This is a genomic window from Anaerophaga thermohalophila str. Valhall (assembly GCF_000250735.1).
Classification (GTDB): domain Bacteria; phylum Bacteroidota; class Bacteroidia; order Bacteroidales; family Marinilabiliaceae; genus Anaerophaga; species Anaerophaga thermohalophila_A.
This window is the reverse complement of record NZ_AHZV01000111.1, coordinates 1-19,604: the sequence shown is the minus strand read 5'-3', so window position 1 is coordinate 19,604 and position 19,604 is coordinate 1. Positions and strand designations below refer to the sequence as shown.

At 41.7% G+C, this 19,604-nt stretch carries 14 protein-coding genes and 1 tRNA gene; 7 read left to right on the top strand and 8 right to left on the bottom strand.

The window, feature by feature from the left end; translation table 11 throughout:
* Positions 1-552: 552 nt before the first annotated feature.
* Entirely contained in the window at positions 553-1,347 is a 795-nt protein-coding gene (locus OQ5_RS0106030; RefSeq protein ID WP_016776621.1) for a substrate-binding domain-containing protein, read from the top strand.
* Between the two features lie 178 nt (positions 1,348-1,525).
* The gene (locus OQ5_RS0106025; protein ID WP_016776620.1) at positions 1,526-4,627 is read left to right on the top strand and encodes a response regulator; all 3,102 of its coding nucleotides are present in this window, start codon (positions 1,526-1,528) and stop codon (positions 4,625-4,627) included.
* Positions 4,628-4,641: 14 nt separating this feature from the next.
* Here the strand turns inward: OQ5_RS0106025 and OQ5_RS0106020 are convergent, their stop codons facing one another.
* From OQ5_RS0106020 to OQ5_RS20405, 5 genes are all read right to left on the bottom strand, one after another.
* Positions 4,642-5,625 (bottom strand): hypothetical protein, encoded by a 984-nt coding sequence (locus tag OQ5_RS0106020; RefSeq protein WP_016776619.1) that lies wholly within the window; start codon positions 5,623-5,625, stop codon positions 4,642-4,644.
* Between the two features lie 7 nt (positions 5,626-5,632).
* The gene (gene purD / locus OQ5_RS0106015; protein WP_016776618.1) at positions 5,633-6,901 is read right to left on the bottom strand and encodes a phosphoribosylamine--glycine ligase; all 1,269 of its coding nucleotides are present in this window, start codon (positions 6,899-6,901) and stop codon (positions 5,633-5,635) included.
* Positions 6,898-7,560 carry a polysaccharide deacetylase family protein gene (locus tag OQ5_RS0106010; RefSeq protein ID WP_016776617.1) on the bottom strand — a complete coding sequence of 221 codons (663 nt, stop codon included), beginning with the start codon at positions 7,558-7,560 and terminating at the stop codon, positions 6,898-6,900. Before OQ5_RS0106010 ends, purD begins: the two co-directional genes overlap by 4 nt.
* Positions 7,553-10,630 carry a glycosyltransferase family 117 protein gene (locus OQ5_RS0106005; protein ID WP_016776616.1) on the bottom strand — a complete coding sequence of 1,026 codons (3,078 nt, stop codon included), beginning with the start codon at positions 10,628-10,630 and terminating at the stop codon, positions 7,553-7,555. The genes OQ5_RS0106010 and OQ5_RS0106005 overlap by 8 nt, the downstream gene beginning before the upstream one ends.
* A 348-nt stretch (positions 10,631-10,978) precedes the next feature.
* Positions 10,979-13,834: a glycosyltransferase family 117 protein gene (locus OQ5_RS20405; RefSeq protein WP_016776615.1), complete on the bottom strand. Its 2,856-nt coding sequence runs from the start codon at positions 13,832-13,834 to the stop codon at positions 10,979-10,981.
* 157 nt (positions 13,835-13,991) lie between these two features.
* Here OQ5_RS20405 and OQ5_RS0105995 point away from each other — a divergent pair.
* The 4 genes from OQ5_RS0105995 to OQ5_RS0105985 all read left to right on the top strand — a co-directional run bounded on the left by OQ5_RS0105995 (position 13,992) and on the right by OQ5_RS0105985 (position 15,344).
* Positions 13,992-14,062 (top strand) — tRNA-Gln (locus tag OQ5_RS0105995).
* Between the two features lie 56 nt (positions 14,063-14,118).
* Positions 14,119-14,346, top strand: a complete 228-nt coding sequence (locus OQ5_RS25245) for a tyrosine-type recombinase/integrase (protein ID WP_218054506.1) — start codon at positions 14,119-14,121, stop codon at positions 14,344-14,346.
* Positions 14,347-14,517: 171 nt separating this feature from the next.
* Entirely contained in the window at positions 14,518-14,991 is a 474-nt protein-coding gene (locus tag OQ5_RS0105990; RefSeq protein WP_016776614.1) for a hypothetical protein, read from the top strand.
* Positions 14,988-15,344, top strand: a complete 357-nt coding sequence (locus tag OQ5_RS0105985; protein ID WP_016776613.1) for a type II toxin-antitoxin system PemK/MazF family toxin — start codon at positions 14,988-14,990, stop codon at positions 15,342-15,344. Before OQ5_RS0105990 ends, OQ5_RS0105985 begins: the two co-directional genes overlap by 4 nt.
* A 133-nt stretch (positions 15,345-15,477) precedes the next feature.
* Here OQ5_RS0105985 and OQ5_RS24315 read toward each other — a convergent pair whose 3' ends face one another.
* Both OQ5_RS24315 and OQ5_RS24310 read right to left on the bottom strand, forming a co-directional pair.
* Positions 15,478-15,783 carry a lipid-A-disaccharide synthase N-terminal domain-containing protein gene (locus OQ5_RS24315; RefSeq protein ID WP_255297408.1) on the bottom strand — a complete coding sequence of 102 codons (306 nt, stop codon included), beginning with the start codon at positions 15,781-15,783 and terminating at the stop codon, positions 15,478-15,480.
* Between the two features lie 32 nt (positions 15,784-15,815).
* Positions 15,816-16,136 (bottom strand): lipid-A-disaccharide synthase N-terminal domain-containing protein, encoded by a 321-nt coding sequence (locus tag OQ5_RS24310; protein ID WP_255297407.1) that lies wholly within the window; start codon positions 16,134-16,136, stop codon positions 15,816-15,818.
* Between the two features lie 681 nt (positions 16,137-16,817).
* Between OQ5_RS24310 and OQ5_RS0105970 the strand changes: the two genes are divergently transcribed.
* The gene (locus OQ5_RS0105970) at positions 16,818-17,204 is read left to right on the top strand and encodes a hypothetical protein (protein ID WP_016776611.1); all 387 of its coding nucleotides are present in this window, start codon (positions 16,818-16,820) and stop codon (positions 17,202-17,204) included.
* 332 nt (positions 17,205-17,536) lie between these two features.
* Here the strand turns inward: OQ5_RS0105970 and OQ5_RS0105965 are convergent, their stop codons facing one another.
* Positions 17,537-19,450, bottom strand: coding sequence for a PAS domain S-box protein (locus OQ5_RS0105965; protein WP_016776610.1), 1,914 nt, complete (start codon positions 19,448-19,450; stop codon positions 17,537-17,539).
* Positions 19,451-19,604: the final 154 nt, after the last annotated feature.

Below are 19,604 nucleotides of genomic sequence, written 5' to 3'. Positions count from 1 at the left end.
AGCCAGGTTTAAGCGGACCAGACCTTTTTGGTTTTTGGGGCAATGCCAAAAAGAACCATGGAAAATAAATTTGAAACAGGTTGCTGACTTTTTCAGCAACCTCTAATTAGTACGTATCTCAATAGATCGTTAGATTTTTAGATGCAAGATGTAAGATAATTCGTAAGATATTGATAAACTGCATATTAACAAACAAGCATTGATGGGTATAAACAATTGGTTTGCAATGTATTGTAAAAGTTTAACGGAGTTTGTGTCTATAAACTCGCAAAAATTTTTACAATATGTGTGTCTGTTCAGAAAGTACCGGTTGCCAGGCTTGCGAAGTCGCCAAAACCGGAGTTTACTAATTGTAAATAAGGATTTTGACGGCGAGCGTAACACGGCAACTGGTACTTTATGGACAGACATTAATTTAACAAATATACGCATAAAAAATTAGGGCATCTCTTATACTAAACCTTTGAATAAAGTAGTTTGTATATAAAAATGTGAATATGCCTGCTTACTAAGTAAGGCCGTAAAGCAACGCTATTTTAAAATACCACAATTGTGAAAGTACTGATAACTAAATATTTTGGGATATTCATTATTGTTTTCGGGATATTTTCGGGCTGTAATAATACCAGAAACAGGAACGAAGAAGAAAGCCCGGGACTTATCGTCTATTGTGAAAACGGGATTCTTGCCCCGGTAAGAGAATTCTCATCGGCTTTTGAGAAAAACACCGGAATAAAAGTCAGTATTCAGAACGACTGTGCCAGAAATCTCTCTAACCTGATCTATTACAGGTCTGAAGCTGACATTTTTATTCCCGACTGCAGACTGACCATAGACAATATGCAAATGGCCAATCCCGATTTATTTGAAGATTCTGCTTCATTTGGATATCAAACACTGGTGTTTATTGTCCCGGGTGGAAATCCCGGCCGGTTCGACGGAGATTTTCAAATGCTTAAAACCACAAACCCTGGAATTATTCTGGCTAACCCTGAAACCAGTACTCTGGGACTGGCAACTGAGATATTACTGCAAACTCACCTGGTTTATAATGAAGTTATGAGGTCTGTCCTTTCTCTTACTACCGACTCAAGAGGACTGATCAGAAGTATTGCCTCCGGCCAGTCACAAATTGCCATCGATTGGGAATCCGATTACATTGGAACACGCTCCGAAGCCTTTAAAATTGATACCGTTCATATCGATTCAGAAGCAAAACATTATCAAACACTTGCGGTTGTTCTGTCCAACGCTCCTAATAAACAAAACGCTATGAAGTTTATACATAGCATCGATTCTCGTTCTGCAAAAAAAATTTTTAAAAAATATGGAATTGTCGAACTTTAAACTTCCCGTTTTTAATTGTATATTTAGTTTCTGTCTGTAAGGCTTCTGCATGCTGGAACATGCCATTGCGGGAAAGCACTCACACGTGCAGCAGGAAAGATTTAAAAGTGTACTTTCCCGAACACTTCGCGGACTTTATTTGTAATTTGGTTTTGTGTAACACTAATCTCATTCAATTTTGGAAAGAAAGACTGACAAGAGTATATTCAGAAGATTATCTTTCAAACAAAACAGAGGCCTGTTTAATGAACCCCTGATAAACAAGCTTTATCTGCTGCTGGGAATATTTGTATTCACCATTGCAGCCATTCTTGTTATTGACAACTACTTTGACCGTACACATACTATTCACTACCAGAACACCATTCGGAATCAGGAACAGAAACAAAGAATAGAAGGGCTGCTGAAAGAAAATCTGCTGCATATCAATCTCGATTTTAAATCTTATTCCTCAGTCACACATCCCCAACAACTTGAAAACATTCAAAAGGATATAAGGGATCGGATTACACAGTCGGTTAATATTCTTGAAAAACTGGACAATGGAGGGAGCGTTACGGTATACAAAGCAGTAAACCTGGAAGACCAGTACCGTATTAAAGAGGTTATAGAATACCGGCAGGATGAATTCACAGGAACAATTCCTGAGATCAGAGATATCACTCCGTTACTTTATGAATTACAATCGCTTTCGGCAAAAATAACAGGTTCACTCGAAGGCAATCTGGTATCGAAAAACCCTCTGAGCCCTGCCAATATGGAGACCATCAACTATTATCAGAAGCAGGCCGAAAGTATTTTTTCACGCATATACGAATTTGAAAATCAAATTTCATTCGAAATAAGTAAAACCATTTCGCGGCTCAACGACCGAAATATTTTTGTCTTTGAAAAATACACCCGGCTGAAATACCTCAGTCTTATTGTTTTTTCTCTGCTCGCAGGATTTATAACACTCCTGATTATTAATCAAATAAGACTTGTAATCATACACCGGAGAAAGGCTGAAGAGACAAACAAGAAGTTACTGAAAGCCGTTGAACAAAGCCCCGTTTCTATTCTGATTACCAATACCCACGGAATTATCGAATACATTAACACCTCTTTTGAGAAACGAAACAATGTATCCAAAAAAGAGATCGAAGGAACAAGTCTTCACTTGCTACAATCTAAAAATGACGACAGTTTCTCTGCATTGCTTTTAGAAACTATTCAGGAAGGAAAATCATGGGAAGGAGAAATCAGGTCGTTTAATACAGCCGGTGAAATTATTTGGGACCAGGTTTCTATATCTCCGGTACTAAATGAAGAAAACACCATTTCCAACTTCATTGCCATCAAGGAAGATGTAACTGAAAAGAGACTGCTCACACAATCGCTTAAGGAGTCGATAGAGGCACTCAAGACCATCACCGAAAACCTTCCTGTGGGAATACTGATTACCGACAGGGAAAAAACCATCCAGGAGATAAACTTAACAGCTGCCACAATCATGGGGTTTGACAACCTTGATGAAGCCATGGAATTTGTAAAAAGCCATCAATATTATCAGTTGTTCGAGACCCTTAAGAAAGACCAGTATGAAGATGAAGTTGCGGGGGTGACTATCACCACCCTTGAGGAACGACTCAGCGTTGAAGAGAACAATATTTCCCGTACCATTCTGAAAAACATCATCCCGGTCAAAGTCAACAACACCGAAATTATGCTGGAAGCATTCATGGATATTACAGCGCAGAAAGAAATGCAGCGCCGTGAAGCTGAAGCCAATAAAGCAAAATCGGAGTTCCTGGCCAATATGAGTCACGAGATCAGAACCCCGATGAACGGGATCATCGGAGCGACCGAACTGCTGGGACAGACCAGGCTGAACCGCGACCAGCAAAACATCATTACCATTATCAGCCGCTCGTGCGATAATCTGTTGAACATTATTAACGACATTCTTGATTTTTCAAAGATCGAGGCCGGCAAGTTGAAGATTGAAAAATACCCCTTCAATCTTCGTTCAACAGTAGACTATCTGCTTGATCAGATGGCTTTCAGGAGTCATGACAAAAATCTGGAACTGCTGGCATCGGTCGAAGAAACCATTCCATCGGTACTAATAGGAGATGAAGGTCGACTGATTCAGGTTATAATAAACCTGATGGGCAATGCCGTAAAATTCACTCAGGAAGGAGAAGTGGTGCTAAAGGTAATCATTGAACGTCAGGAAGGGAAAGAGATCAGGCTTCATTTTGCCATTGAAGACTCAGGTATTGGGATTCCACCAGAAAAAAAAGAGAAAATTTTTGAATCATTCACCCAGGCCGATGGCTCAACTACCAGGAAATATGGTGGCACTGGACTGGGCACCAGTATCTCAAAGATGCTGGTTGAACTGATGGGTGGAAAGATATGGGTGGAAAGTCCCAATCCCAATTTCGCATGGTCGAAAGAGAACCCTGGTTCTGTCTTCCATTTTGTTTTGCCCTTTACATTCGACCGTGACAAAACAGACAATCAGTTCAATAATCCAAAAATGAAAACCCTGAGGGCCCTTATTGTTGACAACCACCGAACCAACCTGCTACTGCTGAAAAAAATGTTCCATAACTGGGGCATTACCCCCGAAGCAGTCAGTGATGAAAAAGCGGCCATTGAAAAGCTGAATACGGACAATAAATTTAATTTTGTCACAATAGATTCTCATATTTTCAGCAAAACCAATCAAAGCCTTATTAAGGAAATTAAGGAAAAAGCTCCCTCGATTAAGGCCATTTTATTTTCGTCGCAGAGAAATCCATCGATGGAGGGGGTCGATGTGGTATTGGAGAAACCCATAAAGCAAACCATTCTGTTTAACACCATCAGCCAGCTGTTCTTTGATTCATCGGAAGAGAAAAACGGAGAACTGCCGGTATCTTCGTCTGAAAAAAACAAAAGAATACTGTTGGTAGAAGACAATCCGATCAACCAGAAAATCACAGAAAAGATGCTTGGAAGAATTGGCCTTTCCACGGTAATTTCAAATAATGGGCAGGAAGCTTTAGATTTAGTACTGAATGACAAAGAAGATTTTGATTTGATTTTAATGGACATTCAGATGCCGGTATTAAATGGTCTGGATGCCACCAAGGAGTTACGAAAAGCAGGCGTTCTGACGCCTATTGTGGCCATGACTGCCAATGTTTTGAAGGGAGACCGTGAAATATGCCTGGCCGTCGGAATGAACGATTATATTGGAAAACCCGTCAAATTAAACGACTTGCAACATACGCTGCAAAAATGGATATAGTTTGAGATTGCCTTTTAAAGATATAACTGGGCGGCTATGGCAATAGCGAAAAACAGTAGTAAAATTGTTTCCTGCCAAAACCGCCTGGAAATTTTATCGAGCCAGAATGCCAGGACAATCGATGGCCCAACTGCAACTACCGGTGCCAGCTCCACAGAGAAAAACGGTGTTAAACATGCTCCTGCCGTTAGCAGCGTGAGCCAGACAATAACCCGGAATAGTTTACGGGTAATGATTTTCTGCGTGGGCAAATATCTGAATACATTTACAATGCCTATCAGTGTCGGGAGGCTTATGAGCAGCAAATAAATCCGGGAGGCCAGGTTATGACTGAATTGTCCGGTGTTCGACAGCAGGTTGAAAAGGATGAACACTAAAAACTCCATTGTCTTGCCAAAAAAGAAAAAATAGCCGGCACTCAATACAAAAGGTAACAACAGCCCCATAAGACTAGCGAGAAAGGTTCTTAAGGTTAGCAACCTTAATCCTCCCATCACTACCAGAAGCAGAGGATACAAATAAAGTCCTTTTGCATACATCAGGGCTCCGACGCCCAACAAAAGTGCCGCATCGAAACTGCGTCCTTCTTTTCTGCCCTTATTTACAATCCCCATGATTCGTTCAACGGCAAGCAAAAAGAACAGATTGAACATCCACACAACATGCAACCGCTGCACAACCAGGAATCCGCTTACCAAAAGACCGTAAAGAACGGCTGGCAAAACCGATTGTCTCCCTAATAAACCATGACGGCCAACCAGACGGTTGACCGTGAACGCTGTTAACAAGGCCAAAATGTATGAAAATGCAGCAGCCCAAAAATTACTCTGCCCGAATACAGGACGAACCAACCATTCCCATAAAGGCATCGAGACACCGTCGAAACTAATTGGTGCACTACCGTCATAAAGAAAAACTCTGACCCAGAATAAAAGTAAAATAAAAGGCACTAAAATAAAAGCAAGGAGGCTATTGTTGTGCAACGTCCTGTAAAGCATGTTTAAATTACTTTAAATCAAACCCGATATCTCTCCGGAAATACTTGTTTTCAAATTCAATAAGGCTGGCATTCTTGTATGACTTTTCAAGTGCATCGTCGATAGAATCGCCAAGGGATGTGATCGCAAGCACGCGTCCTCCCGAAGTAATTATGCCGTTACTGCTGGTGGTACCCGCGTGAAAAACAATACTGCCTTCTACGTGTTCAAGTCCAGAAATGTTTTTCCCTTTTTCATAACTCCCTGGATATCCACCCGAAACCATCATTACGGTGACAGCGGTTCTGGGATCAATTCGTGGTGTGAGTTTTTTCAAATCCCCTGCGGCAACGGCCTGAAAAATCTCCACAATATCTGATTGCAGCCTGGGAATGACCACCTCTGCCTCAGGATCGCCCATGCGCACATTGTATTCTATCACATAAGGTTCGCCATCGACATTAATAAGGCCGAAAAAGATAAAGCCTTTGTATGGAATTTCATCAGCGCCAAGACCGTCGATGGTAGGCCGGATGATGCGGTTTCTGACTTTTTGCATAAATTCTTCATCGGCAAAAGGTACCGGAGAAACGGCTCCCATCCCACCCGTATTGAGACCGGTATCTCCCTCTCCTATACGTTTGTAATCTTTTGCTTCGGGCAACAGCATATAGCTATGGCCATCGGTGACAACAAATACCGACAATTCAATCCCGGAAAGAAACTCTTCAATAACAACAGTGTTACTTGCTTTGCCAAATTTGCCACCAAGCATCAGTCGCAATTCGTTGCGGGCCTGATCGATATCATCAACAATCAACACGCCTTTACCAGCGGCAAGCCCATCGGCTTTAAGAACATAAGGCGGTTTCAGATTTTTCAAAAACCGTTCGCCTTCATCAATGGTGTCGGAAGTGACGGCCAGGTAACGGGCAGTAGGGATGTTGTGTTCCAGCATAAATTGCTTGGCGAATTCTTTACTCCCTTCCAGCTGAGCGCCACGTGAAGTTGGCCCAATAACGGGCACATGCGATATTGCTGCGTCGTTCAGAAAAAAATCACTGATTCCCTTAACTAGCGGCACCTCCGGGCCTACCACTACCATGTCGATGTGGTTCTCAAGAACTGCCTTCCTGATTGCTTTGAAATTGTCGGGTGCAATGTCAATATTTTGTCCCAACAGAGAAGTTCCGGCATTCCCGGGGGCAATATAGAGCTTATCAAGTAAAGGACTAACCCTCATTTTCCAGGCCAGTGCATGCTCCCGGCCACCCGATCCGATGAGTAGAATATTCATAACTCAGTCTGTTTTATATTTAAAGAACTCAATATGTCTGTCTGGTATCCGATTTCCGATATCCGGGACAAAACCACAGGCAGGGCTGTCTTCAGGTTAGGCCAGGCTTTTAATGAATCATGGAAAACAATGATTGCTCCCGGCCGGATGTTTGTCAGCACATTGTTAATAACATCCTTCGGGGAAAGCGACCGGTCATAATCGCGCGACAAAATATCCCACATAGCTGTCTGAAGACCGAATTTCCTGATGCGGGATACCCGCCAGGGCCAAAGGAGACCGTGTGGAGGACGGTACCAGCAGGCATAAGGGTTTAATTCCAGGCTTTTTCTGATCTCCTCATAAAAATCCCTCCTGCTCAATTTATGTACCGGTTTGTGTAAAAATCCGTGAATCCCTGTTTCATGATCCGTCGATTGCAATTTTGAAAACACACCGGGATACTTTCTCACATTATCGCCAACGCAAAAAAAAGTAGCCAAAGCATTGTGCTGTTTCAACTGGTCGATGACCCATGGGGTAACCCCCGGCACAGGCCCGTCATCGAAGGTCAGAAAAACCCTTCGATCATCAACCCGCGCTCTCCAGACAACAGTGGCCGGGAATACACTTCTTAAAAAGTGCGGCGGCTTTGTGATCCAAAAGGATATCCTACTCAAAGAACCCCGTTTTTTGCAGGCTGGAATCGTATTTATTTTGCAGCTGCTCCAGCAATTCCTCTCTCTTGTAATTCTCTGCTGTTCGGACTATCTCTCCATAAATGGCCATATTTCGCCGAATTTCCGACATCACCGAATTTCTTTTCGACGGAGGTAATGAAAGGAAATAATCCAACTCCTGAAAATTAAGGGTTGCCAGACTTTCGAGGATTTCATCTCCTTTTTCCGGTTGGTCAGCCCGATAATAGCCGTCAGCAAGGAATATGGAAAAATAATTGTGTGGAACCCTGTCGGAAGGCAGCACATCAAGCGCTTTGTCCAAAACATCCAGGGCTTTTTCAGTTTTTCCTTCATCCAGCAATGCCGTAGCAAGCCTTCCCATATTGTTTCGGATATTCAGTGCCATTCGTTGATGATTCTCATCGAGATATACACGAGGATCTTTAAAATTGTCGAGATCATATACCTCCATGAAATTATGATACGCCTTTTCGGTATCTACATGTCCGGTCATGCCATCATTGCTTTGCTCTCTGATTGGCACAATCCTGTAACCGAACCCTTCGAGTTGGAAATAATCCTCCAGTCCTACATAATTATCGCTGCCTACTGTAACCGCATAGAAGATCGGTCGGTTCCAATCGTTATGCGCCAGTATGTCGAGTACAATCATTTCATTTTTAAGGATATAGTCGCGGTTTTCAAGACTGATATTCATCACCGAATCTACGAGGTGGGCATATTGTTCGCTCACAAATCCTTTTTGCAGCAATTTAAGGCTGTCTGCGGCGATTGTAAATGTAGTGGAAGGAAGGTATTCTATTCGTCCGCTGTAACCAGGAACCCTCTTGGTGCGTTCATTTTCGCTCCGCAAAAACTGTAACGCCTCCTTCAAATCCACATCTCCTTTAACCCTGTCAATCAGGTAAACCATATCGCGTTTACCGACAACATATTCATCGTGGTCAAAAGAAATCGGGAGCGGATCGGATTCGTATGATTTTCTTTTCATCTGGTCGATATACCAATCGGTTTGCAGATAGCTCAGATTACATACACGCACATCGGTACGGACACCTTCAACTTCCTGAACATACCAGAGAGGGAATGTATCGTTATCGCCATTGGTATAGATCACTCCGTTTTCGTCGATGGTATTCAGATAGTTTTCTGCCAAATCGCGGGCAATGGTTCGGTGTGAACGATCATGGTCGTCCCAGTTTTCTGCTGCCAGAATGCCCGGTACCAAAACAAGAGCTGCCACGGATGAAACAATAGCAGAGACTTTGCCCCCTGTCAATCCTTTCAGGCCATCTACAAGGGCCAATACACCCAACCCAATCCAGATAGAGAAGGCATAGAATGAGCCGGCATAAGCATAATCACGCTCACGCGGCTGAAGGGGAGTCTGGTTCAGGTATAGCACAATGGCCAGCCCGGTAAGGAAAAACAACAACATCACAATCCAAAATCCCTGTTTCCCTTTTTTCCCGGAATTATACTGAAACAACAATCCAAGTATTCCAAGAATTAAAGGGAGGAAATAGTATTTATTCCGTGCGGGATTGTTCTTTAAATGATCGGGAAGTTTCGACTGATCTCCGTACATAGCATTATCGATAAAAGGAATCCCCGATATCCAGTTGCCATAATGAACTTCCCCATTTCCCTGAATATCGTTTTGACGGCCTGCAAAATTCCACATAAAATACCGCCAGTACATGTGTCGGATCTGATAATTAAAAAAGAATTTGAGGTTTTCTCCAAATGTGGGTAAATGAATTGTTTGAGGTTTTCCCTGTGCATCCTCAATGGTCATAGGTCTTCCGTCAATATCTGCCCAACGTTTATATTCTTCGATATGGTTGGCCTGACGACTGTACATCCTTGGAAAAATGGTTGTAGTTCGTTCATCGAAAACATATTCAGGCCTGTACTGGGCTATCTCATAACGACCGTTCTTCTGAATGCGAACCGGAGTCCCTTCTTTTTGTGATGAGGCCTCCCTGTCGACAGGAGAGTTATAGTACTCACCGACAAATAATGGACGATCGCCATATTGCTCCCTGTTAAGGTAAGAAATGAGTGCAAACACATTGTCGGGTGAATTCTGATCCATGGTTGGCTGTGCTGAGGACCGGATCATGATAAGAGCAAATGAAGAATAACCGAAAATGATGACCGTAATTGCGGTAAGAGCAGTATTCAATACAACTTTTCGCCGGGTATAGGAATAATAAATGCCATACACCAGGGCAGCAATCAGCAAGACAAGATACATAAACAAGCCCGAGTTGTATGGGAGCCCCATTCCGTTAACAAAAGCCAACTCAAATGCACCTGCAATTTTAGGCACTCCGGGAATAATTCCGTAAAGAATGAACAGTAATATAACGGCCGATATCCCCAAAGCCTTCAGCGTATTGTTCCGATTAACCTCGAATTTGCGAAAATAGTAAACCATAACAATGGCTGGAATGGCCAGCAGGTTGAGCAGGTGAACACCGATGGAAAGCCCCATCAGATAAGCAATCAATATCAGCCACCGGTTAGAATGAGGCTGGTCGGCAATATTCTCCCATTTTAAAATGGCCCAAAAAACAACAGCGGTGAATAAACTCGACATGGCATAAACTTCACCTTCAACTGCAGAAAACCAGAAAGTATCGGTGAAAGTATAAGCCATGGCACCCACAAAACCACTGCCTAATACTGCCCAATACCTCCAGGCTTCAGGTGATTCCTGATTATCGATAAAAATCTTTCTGGCAAGGTGGGTGATGGTCCAGAATAAAAAGGCAATTGTAAAAGCACTGGCAAGAGCCGACATGGAATTGACCATGGCAGCAACATAGGTCTCTTCCGGTGCAAATAATGTGAAGAAGCGACCCAACAACATAAAGAAAGGGGCTCCGGGCGGATGGCCTACCAACAATTTATAGGAGGATGCTATAAACTCACCACAATCCCAAAAACTGGTGGTCGGTTCAATGGTCGATAAGTAAACAAAGGCTGAAATAAAAAATGTAAGCCAGCCAATAGCCAGGTTGAACTTTTTGTATTGTCTCATCAGTATCCTGTTTTCTTTTTCCTTCGAATGAGTGGAATGCCAAAAATACACAAAACTTGAGAAAATTCAATTATTTAAATAACGCGTGTCTATAAACTCGTAAAGAATTTTACAATATGTTTGTCTGTCCAGAAAGTGTCATTTACAAGGCCTGCGAAGTCCGAAAATACGGAGTTTACTCATCGTAAATGAGTAATTTTCGGACGAGCGTAACACAGTAAATGACATTTTATGGACAGACAAAATAACGATGCAGAAACGTAATGCCTGGTAATTTGCTTTTTCCATCTTCAAATTAAAAGCCACAAAGGCTTTGCAGTTCCATATCGATATAGACAATCATATCTTTCATTTCAAGCTCTTTCGCAAGTTGTCGTATTTCGGCAAATAACGGACAATATCTTCTTTTACCTCTCTGGAATCAAAGCCGGAATAAACGAAATAATACACATCCTGAAGATTGACATACATTATATTTTTTATCAATTCCTCTGCTTTCCGCATTTCTCCGCTCCGGGTGAGCAGGCGGGCTGTTTCAACCAGCGGCTGTTGAGATATGTATGGTGAATACGGCCATTCGTCAAGGCTTTTGTTCAGCAACTGTGTTGCCTTTTGATGGTATCCGGCTTTCAGCAATCGTTCCGAAAGATCATTTGTCACTTCACGATAACCGCTAGCAGCCAGAGCCTGACGGCAGGTGTTGTCATACCATGTTTTTTCAGGTTTTCTTATCGATATGCTGTCCATAAATATTGTGAACTCGTTTAGTAAATTTTGTTCTTCTTCCTTTTTTTGTTTGACATCTGCCTGCCATACAAGTCCGCGGGAAACAAGAAACCTTTCAAATCCATGAAGTTCGCTAACATCCAAATTGCGTGTAAAACAAATCGGACGATCGTTAATATTGGATGCAATAATGTCATAAAGAGCAAGATTTCCCATAGAAATAAATCCGGCAGAAATTTCCCAGGTCAGTATTTTTTGGCCTGGCAAGGTCAATTCCCAGACCGGATGCAACTTTCCATTAAAAATATCTTCACTCTCCTGATCTCTCGTATATTGTTTTCTTATTTTTTCCAGGGCCTCCACACCGGGAAGCGGCAATGATGAAACATTGGAAACACTTAAAAACTCAAGGTGGTTGTCCCGGTAAAATTCATACGGTAAGCTCATCGCTAATCCGGGGGTGCCTGGCACGGAACGTGTTACCTGATCTACATACCAGGGCATGCTTAAGAGACCAAGGTTGACAAGGCGGACATCAGGCCTCACTTTTTCAACCTGCCGGGCATACCACAAAGGATAGGTGTCGTTGTCGCCATACGTGAATAATATGGCATTGGGCGGACAGCTGCGTAATTGCGATACGGCAAGGTCGCGTGCCAGGAAACGTTCGGAACGGTCGTGATCGTTAAGATTGACAGAAAATAATAGTCCGGCACCTGCCAAAAATAAAAATACACCTGCCAAAATACCGGTAAATACCGAACCTGATAATCTGAATACTGCTTTTAATATTCCATATACACCTATCCCGCTGAATATTGCAACACTCATGAACGAGGCTACATAAACATAATCGCGTTCGCGCGGCTCAAAGGGTGGCTGATTAAGATAAAGTACTATGGCCGGACCAGTCATAAGAAACATTAACCCAATCAACGCAAGAACACGCTTTCGTCCGGGGCCATCGCGCAAAAGAAAAAACAATCCCGCCAAAGCAAGAATCAGCGGAATGAGGTAGTAATGATTAGCAGCAGCACTGTAAATATCCTCCGCAGAAGGATACTTACGACTCCCCAGAAGATGACGGTCTATAAAATCAATACCCGACGCCCAGTTACCGGAAAGCATATCGCCGTGTCCCTGACTGTCGTTTTGACGTCCTGCAAAATTCCACATGAGATACCGGAGATAACTATGTCCCAACTGGTATCGGAAGAAAAAAGAGAGTTGATCAACAAAATCCGGTTTCACTTCCGACGGGTTAATCCCCGTCCACCATTTATAGCCTTCAATATGCTGTCGCTGCCGGCTGTAAATCCGCGGGAACCAAACCTTGTCCTCAGAACTGAAATGAAACAGAGTATTTGTTCCCACTTTAATATATCTTCTCTCTTTCTCATTATAAACATATTGACTGTCCGTTTCCCAGCTGCCGGCAACAGCCCCTGCATGAACACCCCGAAGCAACGGACGACTCCCGTATTGAGTGCGGTTAATATATTCGGTCAGTGAAAAAACATCATCCGGTGCATTCATATTGATTGGAGTTCCGGCATGGGCCCGAACCGGAACAAGAATATAAGAAAACCATCCCATCAAAATCAGTGCAGATATCAAAAATGCAAAATGAACAACCCGGTGACGAGGGAAAGTAAAAACAATGCCTGCCACATGAACAGCCAACAGAACAAAAACAAAAAGTATAAGTCCTGAATGTATGGGCAATCCCAACGCGTTTACAAGCCAGAGTTCAAACTTTTGAGCCGGCCACAGTCCATTGGCTATAAGCCCCCAATACAATACAGCGAGCAACAGAAAGCCACTCAGGATAGCTCCTATACTTTTAGAAACACCATGATCCCTCTGCTTCCAGACATACAGCAGTACAAAAACAGGAACCAGCAAAAGATTGAGCAAATGGACTCCGATGGAAAGTCCCAACAAATAAACGCCGAGAAAAAATAAACGGGGATGACTGTCACTTTGCACATACCACTTTAGAAACGCCCACAAGGTAACCGTGGAAAATAACAATGATGTGGCATAAACCTCACTCTCCACAGCCGAATACCAGAAACTATCGGTGAAGGCAAACAACAAGGTGCCGGAAATGGCAGAAATTTCTTCATAAAGCGGTCGATTGGCCGTCACTTCCCTCCCCAGTAACTTAAAAAGAAGAAGGAAAATTTTGTATAAAAACATCACCGTGAAAGCCGAAGCCGTTACCGACAACATATTAACGGTCAATGCCACCTGCGAAGTATCCGGGGCAAACAACGAGAAAAAACGGGCCAGCAAAAGATACACCGGCGCCCCGGGGGGATGTGGTACTTGCAACCGGTATGCGGAAGCAATAAACTCGCCACAGTCCCAAAAACTGGTAGTTGGCGCAACTGTAACAGAATACACAACCAAACTAACACAAAACACAAACAGGCTTCCTGCGTGTTTCTTCAAAAATAACATGCCCCTCTCCATTAAAATAATCTTTTGACTGCTAAACTATTGCAAATGCACGGTAAATGCAAACAGAAGAATTCGAAAGAATGGAAAAATTTTTTGAAAAATATTTTTTGCGGGTTCTCCAAAAACATTCTATATTTGCATCGCTTTTAAGGAAAAAGCATTTAGTGCTTGTCCCGTGGTGTAATGGTAGCACAGGAGATTTTGGTTCTCTCGGTCTGGGTTCGAATCCTAGCGGGACAACAAAAACGGTTTTAAATCCAAAAAAAATAATCAGGAACCTTGATGTAGAAAATACATTGAGGTTTTTTTTTGCCCGGGTTTTCTTTTTTAAAACAGATGAAAGTCCAAAAAAATTAACTTCACACGTTGGTCGAAAAACTTATGGAACCATGCTTTTGAATAAAGATGTTCCCATTGAAACGGTTAGCAACTTATTGGGCCATTCATCCATTCGCACAACACAAAAGCACTATGCGAAGGTTTTGCACATGAAGATTGCGAGGGATGTAAGATTAGTGTTATGACGTCAATAACTTATCCTGGTAAAAGCTGATCCGGCCCGGCTGAGACAAATGAACCGCTTTTTTGACGTCATTTTTTACTGTTTCGGATTACTCGAAACAAGACCGGTCGCAAAATTTGACGTCATTTTCATTTTATTTTTTTGTAAATTTGTAGTATAAAACAGGCACACTATGCAAGTAACTATTACAAAAACCCTCAATAATGACACTCTTTTATTAGAGAGGTTCATTCAATCCTTCTCTTTCAAGAGATGGGCAAGTGGATTTTTGGAATCAATTGAGCAGAAACTCAAAGCCAATGTTATGAACTTGCTTAATGATATATATGTTGGCTTAAAGGGGTCAAAGCAGATTGTTGTTGAGCAGTACACAAAAGAACAAGCAAAAGAAGCCTTATCAGAGATTCGATCATTTAAGATTCGATTGGTCAATTTCTCCAATAAAATAGAGAAGATAAACTATTTTGAAGATGGAGAGGTTAAAGAGCTTGTAAAGCATTGTAGCAGGGCAATGAATGAATTAGAAATTTCGCTTAGAAAGAAAGCCTTTAAAGGTGAGCGGAAATCCTCTACTTCTCCCGAACTATTGCAGGCCATTTCCAATAAATCAAAAGAAGCTCTGACCAAAAGTCTTTTTGCTCAATGATTCTTCACCAAAGGTGTATTGTAGAAGTACCGTTCAATTTACCGCAAGGAGTTATTAATCATCCTGCTATTATTCTTTCAAATGATACTGCCATTCAAGAGGAAGGCGGTTTTGTAGCTGTAATGCTTACCAGTGAAGAAAGTTATCAGGATGAATTTACTTTTGAGATAACAAAAGGAATGACCACAAAAAAGCTGGATGTTCCTTACTGCCAGGCAAGGGTTCATCTTATTAGTTTTTTTAGGAATGATGACGTAATACCTAATAAAAATTACAACAACTACCTCAAAGAAAACGAATTTCAAAACCTCATACAACAAATTGTGGAAATTGCTTTTGGATATGAATACTAAAAGAAAGACAGAAAACAAGGCTATTCTAAACGCTTGCAAAGTAGGCCGAAAGACACAGAAAGTGTCAAAAAGCAACGTATTAAAAGCATAATAGTAAAAAAGGCAGCCACGAACCGGACTGCCTTTTTCACTTTTATCGAACGTTTTTTCCAGCTTCACGATTTAAGGCTTTTCGTGTATAATAAAGAAAAAGATTTCGGGCGTATATCAGGATACCAAACATTTGACCCACAATAATTACAGGGTCACGACGCACAATGGCATAGCCTATAATGATTAGAGCCCCGGTGATGCTGATGATCCAAAACAAGGGCGGTAACACTGATTCATGTAGCCTTTCGGAATAAATCAACTGGTAAATAAATCTAAAGGTGAAAATAAATTGACCGATGGCCCCAATCGTATAAAGCTGAGCAGTAATCAGAGGGTTATGCATCATGTCCTGAATATTATATTCATTAGGGATAAAAATCAAAAAAAAATTGCCAGCACCGGAGCAGATAATGATAAAAGACGGAACCACATCGGGAAAGTCGGCCAGACATTTTTCAACTGTAAGTTGCGCAAATAAATATAAAATGACACAACCTGACCCCCTACAATTACCAAATCCTTCCGGAAAATACCGTAAACCAACAATAAGAAGGAGGCAACCAGACTCAATTGCCAGAACAGATCAGGGGCAACCACCTTTTTGGCCTTTTCCGATAAAAACCATTGAACCAAAAGCCGGGCCGAAAACAACCCCTGGGCAAAAAATCCTAACCCGAAAATAAATGAATCGTCTAACATAACCGATCACTTCTTTAACCGATTTGGCACTTCTATTGTTTCTTTTATATCACTCCCAATTATTGCATCTGTTATCACATATTGTGCCCAAATGAGATGATTTGCTTTATTGAATCCACAAGCAAAATACCAAATTTTATATAATTCCTTACCGGTTTTTGCCAATACTTCAGAAAAATCTTACTGTACTGCCCGCCACTTCAAATGGCATGCAAAGGCTTAAAAAGACTTAATTTTTTAGCCGGTGATTTTTTAAAATTTTTTCAAAAAAACTTGCGTAAAGAAAAAAACCTTTTTATATTTGTTACGGGTTAGGGTTAAGGTTTTAGGAAGGTCTGTCGGAATGCCGGCAGGCCTTTCTTTTTTGAAATCACTTAAGGCCCTGATATTAAATGCAAAAAATATTAAATTATCACAGATAGCAATATATTGAACCGGGCAACTTTATCCCTCCATCATGCCCCATGCCCTTTGCTCTCTGCACCCTGCACCATTCTTCTGCCTGATAAACTTCTACCTCTTGGTTCCTTAAATCTAAAACCCGGCTATGGGAATCATGTTATGCTTTTTTGAGTTTCCTGATGATTTTTAAAATTTTTTCCAACCCGGTGGCTTTTTGAACGTCTTTTAAGTAAAGCCTGCCCAGATTAAAATTAAGTTGGCAACTTAATCCGTCACGTTATGCAGGAATTATCAGTAACAAAAAGTGCAGAGCTCTATCTGGACATAGAAACGAATATTGCAATCAAAAAGTACCGTGGAGAAATATCTCTTGAGGATGTTTTTGATTCGTGGTTATACATTATCGAACAAAACAAAATTCCTGCTAAAACAGAGGGCGTAATTCTGGATTACCGACTTGCCAGTTTCACATTAGGGGTTAATGATTACAAAAAAATAATATCATTCTACAGTGAACATCAGGAGTTTTTCTCAGGATTGAAAATGGCATTTGTATCCAACTATCCGTACAACATTGCCATCGCAATTTTACTAGCACGAGCCGATGAAAGATTCGTTATCAGGCCTTTCACAACATTTAAAGCTGCTATAGAATGGCTTGTGTGAGCTACAGTTAACTTTTCTAAGCTAAATAGTGTCTGTCCATAAAGTACCATTTGCTGTGTTACACTCGCCACCAAAATACTCATTTACGAAAAGTAAACTGCGTTTTTGGCGGCTTCGCAAGCCTTGCAAATGGCACTTTCTGAACAGACATACTTATTATGAATAATTTTTGCGAGTTTATAGACACAATACTCCGTTAAACTTTTGCAATACACTGCAAGCCAATTGTTTGCATGCAGAGAGGTTTGTTTGTTAAAATGCAGTATATCAAGGCTGTAAAAATCATCTTACATCTTATATCTAACGATCTATAGAGACACGCACTAAATAATTCATGTTTTGGCATCCAGCCGGATGGGAATGGTAAGCGTAAAAGTAGTTCCCTTTCCTGGTATCGAATCCACTGTAATATCTCCATTCATCGCTCTGGCCACACGCTTCGAGATAGCCAACCCTATTCCGATTCCCCCGTATTTGGCATGATCCTGGCCATCTGCCTGTCTGAAGAAATCAAAAATAACCTCTTTTTGGTCTTCTGCAATGCCTATACCACTGTCGCGTACATAAAAAGAGATGCTTTCTTCAGCGGGTTGGAAACACCCCAACTCTACAAACCCTGTATCGGTAAACTTAACAGCGTTTTTGATCAGATTCACCATCACCTGGTAAATTTTACTTTTATCGGCTATTATGGCCTTTTCTCTGAGCTCATCACCAATTGTAGAGCGTTCTTCTACCATCTCTTCTTTATCATACTTGTAGATAACTTCAGAAAGCTGGTGAAAAAACTCATCAAAAAGTGCCCCAACATTGTACTCTTCGGGACGTAATCTGATTTTTCCATGGTCGGACATTGCCAGTTCCAGAATATCATCGATGATGGTCATTACCTTAAAACCAGCTTCATAAATCATGTGAGAGTATTGACGAATATCGTCATCATCTGCAGTTGCCTTTATTATATCACTGAATCCGAGTACAGCATTCAGGGGACTTCTGAGTTCATGGCTAATGGATGCCAAAAAAGCAGATTTCAGCCGGCTGCTTTCGTTGGCTTTGTCGCGGGCAATTTTCAGCGCTTCATGGGTTTTTACTTCCTCTGTACGGTCTTCCACCATGCCGATGACATGCCGATTGCCGTTTTCATCGTAAAAGAGACTTGCTTTGAGTTCTCCCCATTTAACCGAACCATCTTTGTGAATGTATCTTTTAAGAAGTTTGTATTGGTCACGTTTACCTTCCAGGAGTTCATGAAATAATTCCCGATCGTGGCCAATATCGTCAGGGTGTGTAAAATCGGCAAAGCTCATTCGTAAAAGTTCCGAACAGGAATAGCCGGTAAACTCACATAACTGCCCGTTTACTTCCAGGGGTTTTCCATTATTATCCACAAGAGCAATACCGATCGGGGCTTCTTCGAACAGGCTCCGGAACCGTGATTCACTGGCCCGAAGCATTTGTTCAAAACGAACCTCCGCATCCACATCGTTCATCAGGGCCAAAACCGTTGGTTTTCCGTCGTAATCAAACATTTTTACCCTGAAATCAAACCATATTTCTCTTCCCTTACTGTCAACGATGCGACTTACGTAATTGTCCGGAACATCTATACCGGCAAGTCTTTTCACATAAAAATCGCGTACACGCTCTCTTTCTTCGGCGGCAAAATAACCGATAAAGTCGGTCCCCTCAAGCTCTTCTATGGAAAATCCGGTTTTTACGGAAAGTGCTTTGTTGGCAAAACTGATTTTTCCGTCCTGAACGATAACCATTCCGGAATACATATTTTCCACCAGGTCTTTATAGTCGGCTTCACGCTTTTTCAGCTTTTGTCGTGAAAGGACATCGCCGGTTATATCAGCTATTGTCACGTAAACGCGGAAAGGCTTGTTCTCACCCGAATGAAACTCTGGGACAGCATTCAGATTAAGCCATCGCAACTCTTTGGAGCGAAAATGAAAAAAACCAACCACGGTATTGGTTACAGGTTTCCCGGATTTAAAGGCGATACGCGACGGCCGCTTTTCAAAAGGCAGATCAGAACCATCTTCAGCAAACACCTGCCACTTTTTCCCCCGATTATCTCCTTTCTTCAAATCATCAATTCCGATACCGAGAATTCGTTCGGCTGCAGGATTTGCATCCAGAACATTTCCTTCCGGATCATAATAGACCACACCTACCGGAAGAGTATAAAACAAACCATTCCCCTCTTCCCTTCTCTCTTTATTCTTCCACAAACCCATGTTTTTAATACTGCAAAATGAATTACTCACTTAACCTGCATTATTCATAAATTATCTATTACGATGCTCAACTATCGGCAAAACACAAGCATCCTCATCAAATTTGATTTGATAATAGTTCACTATTTCCTGCATCAAATTTGTCTGCGGTTGC

What these genes read in the sequence shown, in the direction of transcription:
- OQ5_RS0105970 (WP_016776611.1), top strand. Translation starts at nt 16,818, where the DNA reads ATGCAGGAATTATCAGTAACAAAAAGTGCAGAGCTCTATCTGGACATA.
- OQ5_RS24310 (WP_255297407.1), bottom strand. Translation starts at nt 16,136, where the DNA reads ATGTTAGACGATTCATTTATTTTCGGGTTAGGATTTTTTGCCCAGGGG.
- OQ5_RS0106005 (WP_016776616.1), bottom strand. Translation starts at nt 10,630, where the DNA reads ATGAGACAATACAAAAAGTTCAACCTGGCTATTGGCTGGCTTACATTT.
- OQ5_RS20405 (WP_016776615.1), bottom strand. Translation starts at nt 13,834, where the DNA reads ATGGAGAGGGGCATGTTATTTTTGAAGAAACACGCAGGAAGCCTGTTT.
- OQ5_RS0105990 (WP_016776614.1), top strand. Translation starts at nt 14,518, where the DNA reads ATGCAAGTAACTATTACAAAAACCCTCAATAATGACACTCTTTTATTA.
- OQ5_RS0105985 (WP_016776613.1), top strand. Translation starts at nt 14,988, where the DNA reads ATGATTCTTCACCAAAGGTGTATTGTAGAAGTACCGTTCAATTTACCG.
- OQ5_RS0105965 (WP_016776610.1), bottom strand. Translation starts at nt 19,450, where the DNA reads ATGGGTTTGTGGAAGAATAAAGAGAGAAGGGAAGAGGGGAATGGTTTG.
- OQ5_RS24315 (WP_255297408.1), bottom strand. Translation starts at nt 15,783, where the DNA reads ATGATGCATAACCCTCTGATTACTGCTCAGCTTTATACGATTGGGGCC.
- OQ5_RS0106020 (WP_016776619.1), bottom strand. Translation starts at nt 5,625, where the DNA reads ATGCTTTACAGGACGTTGCACAACAATAGCCTCCTTGCTTTTATTTTA.
- purD (WP_016776618.1), bottom strand. Translation starts at nt 6,901, where the DNA reads ATGAATATTCTACTCATCGGATCGGGTGGCCGGGAGCATGCACTGGCC.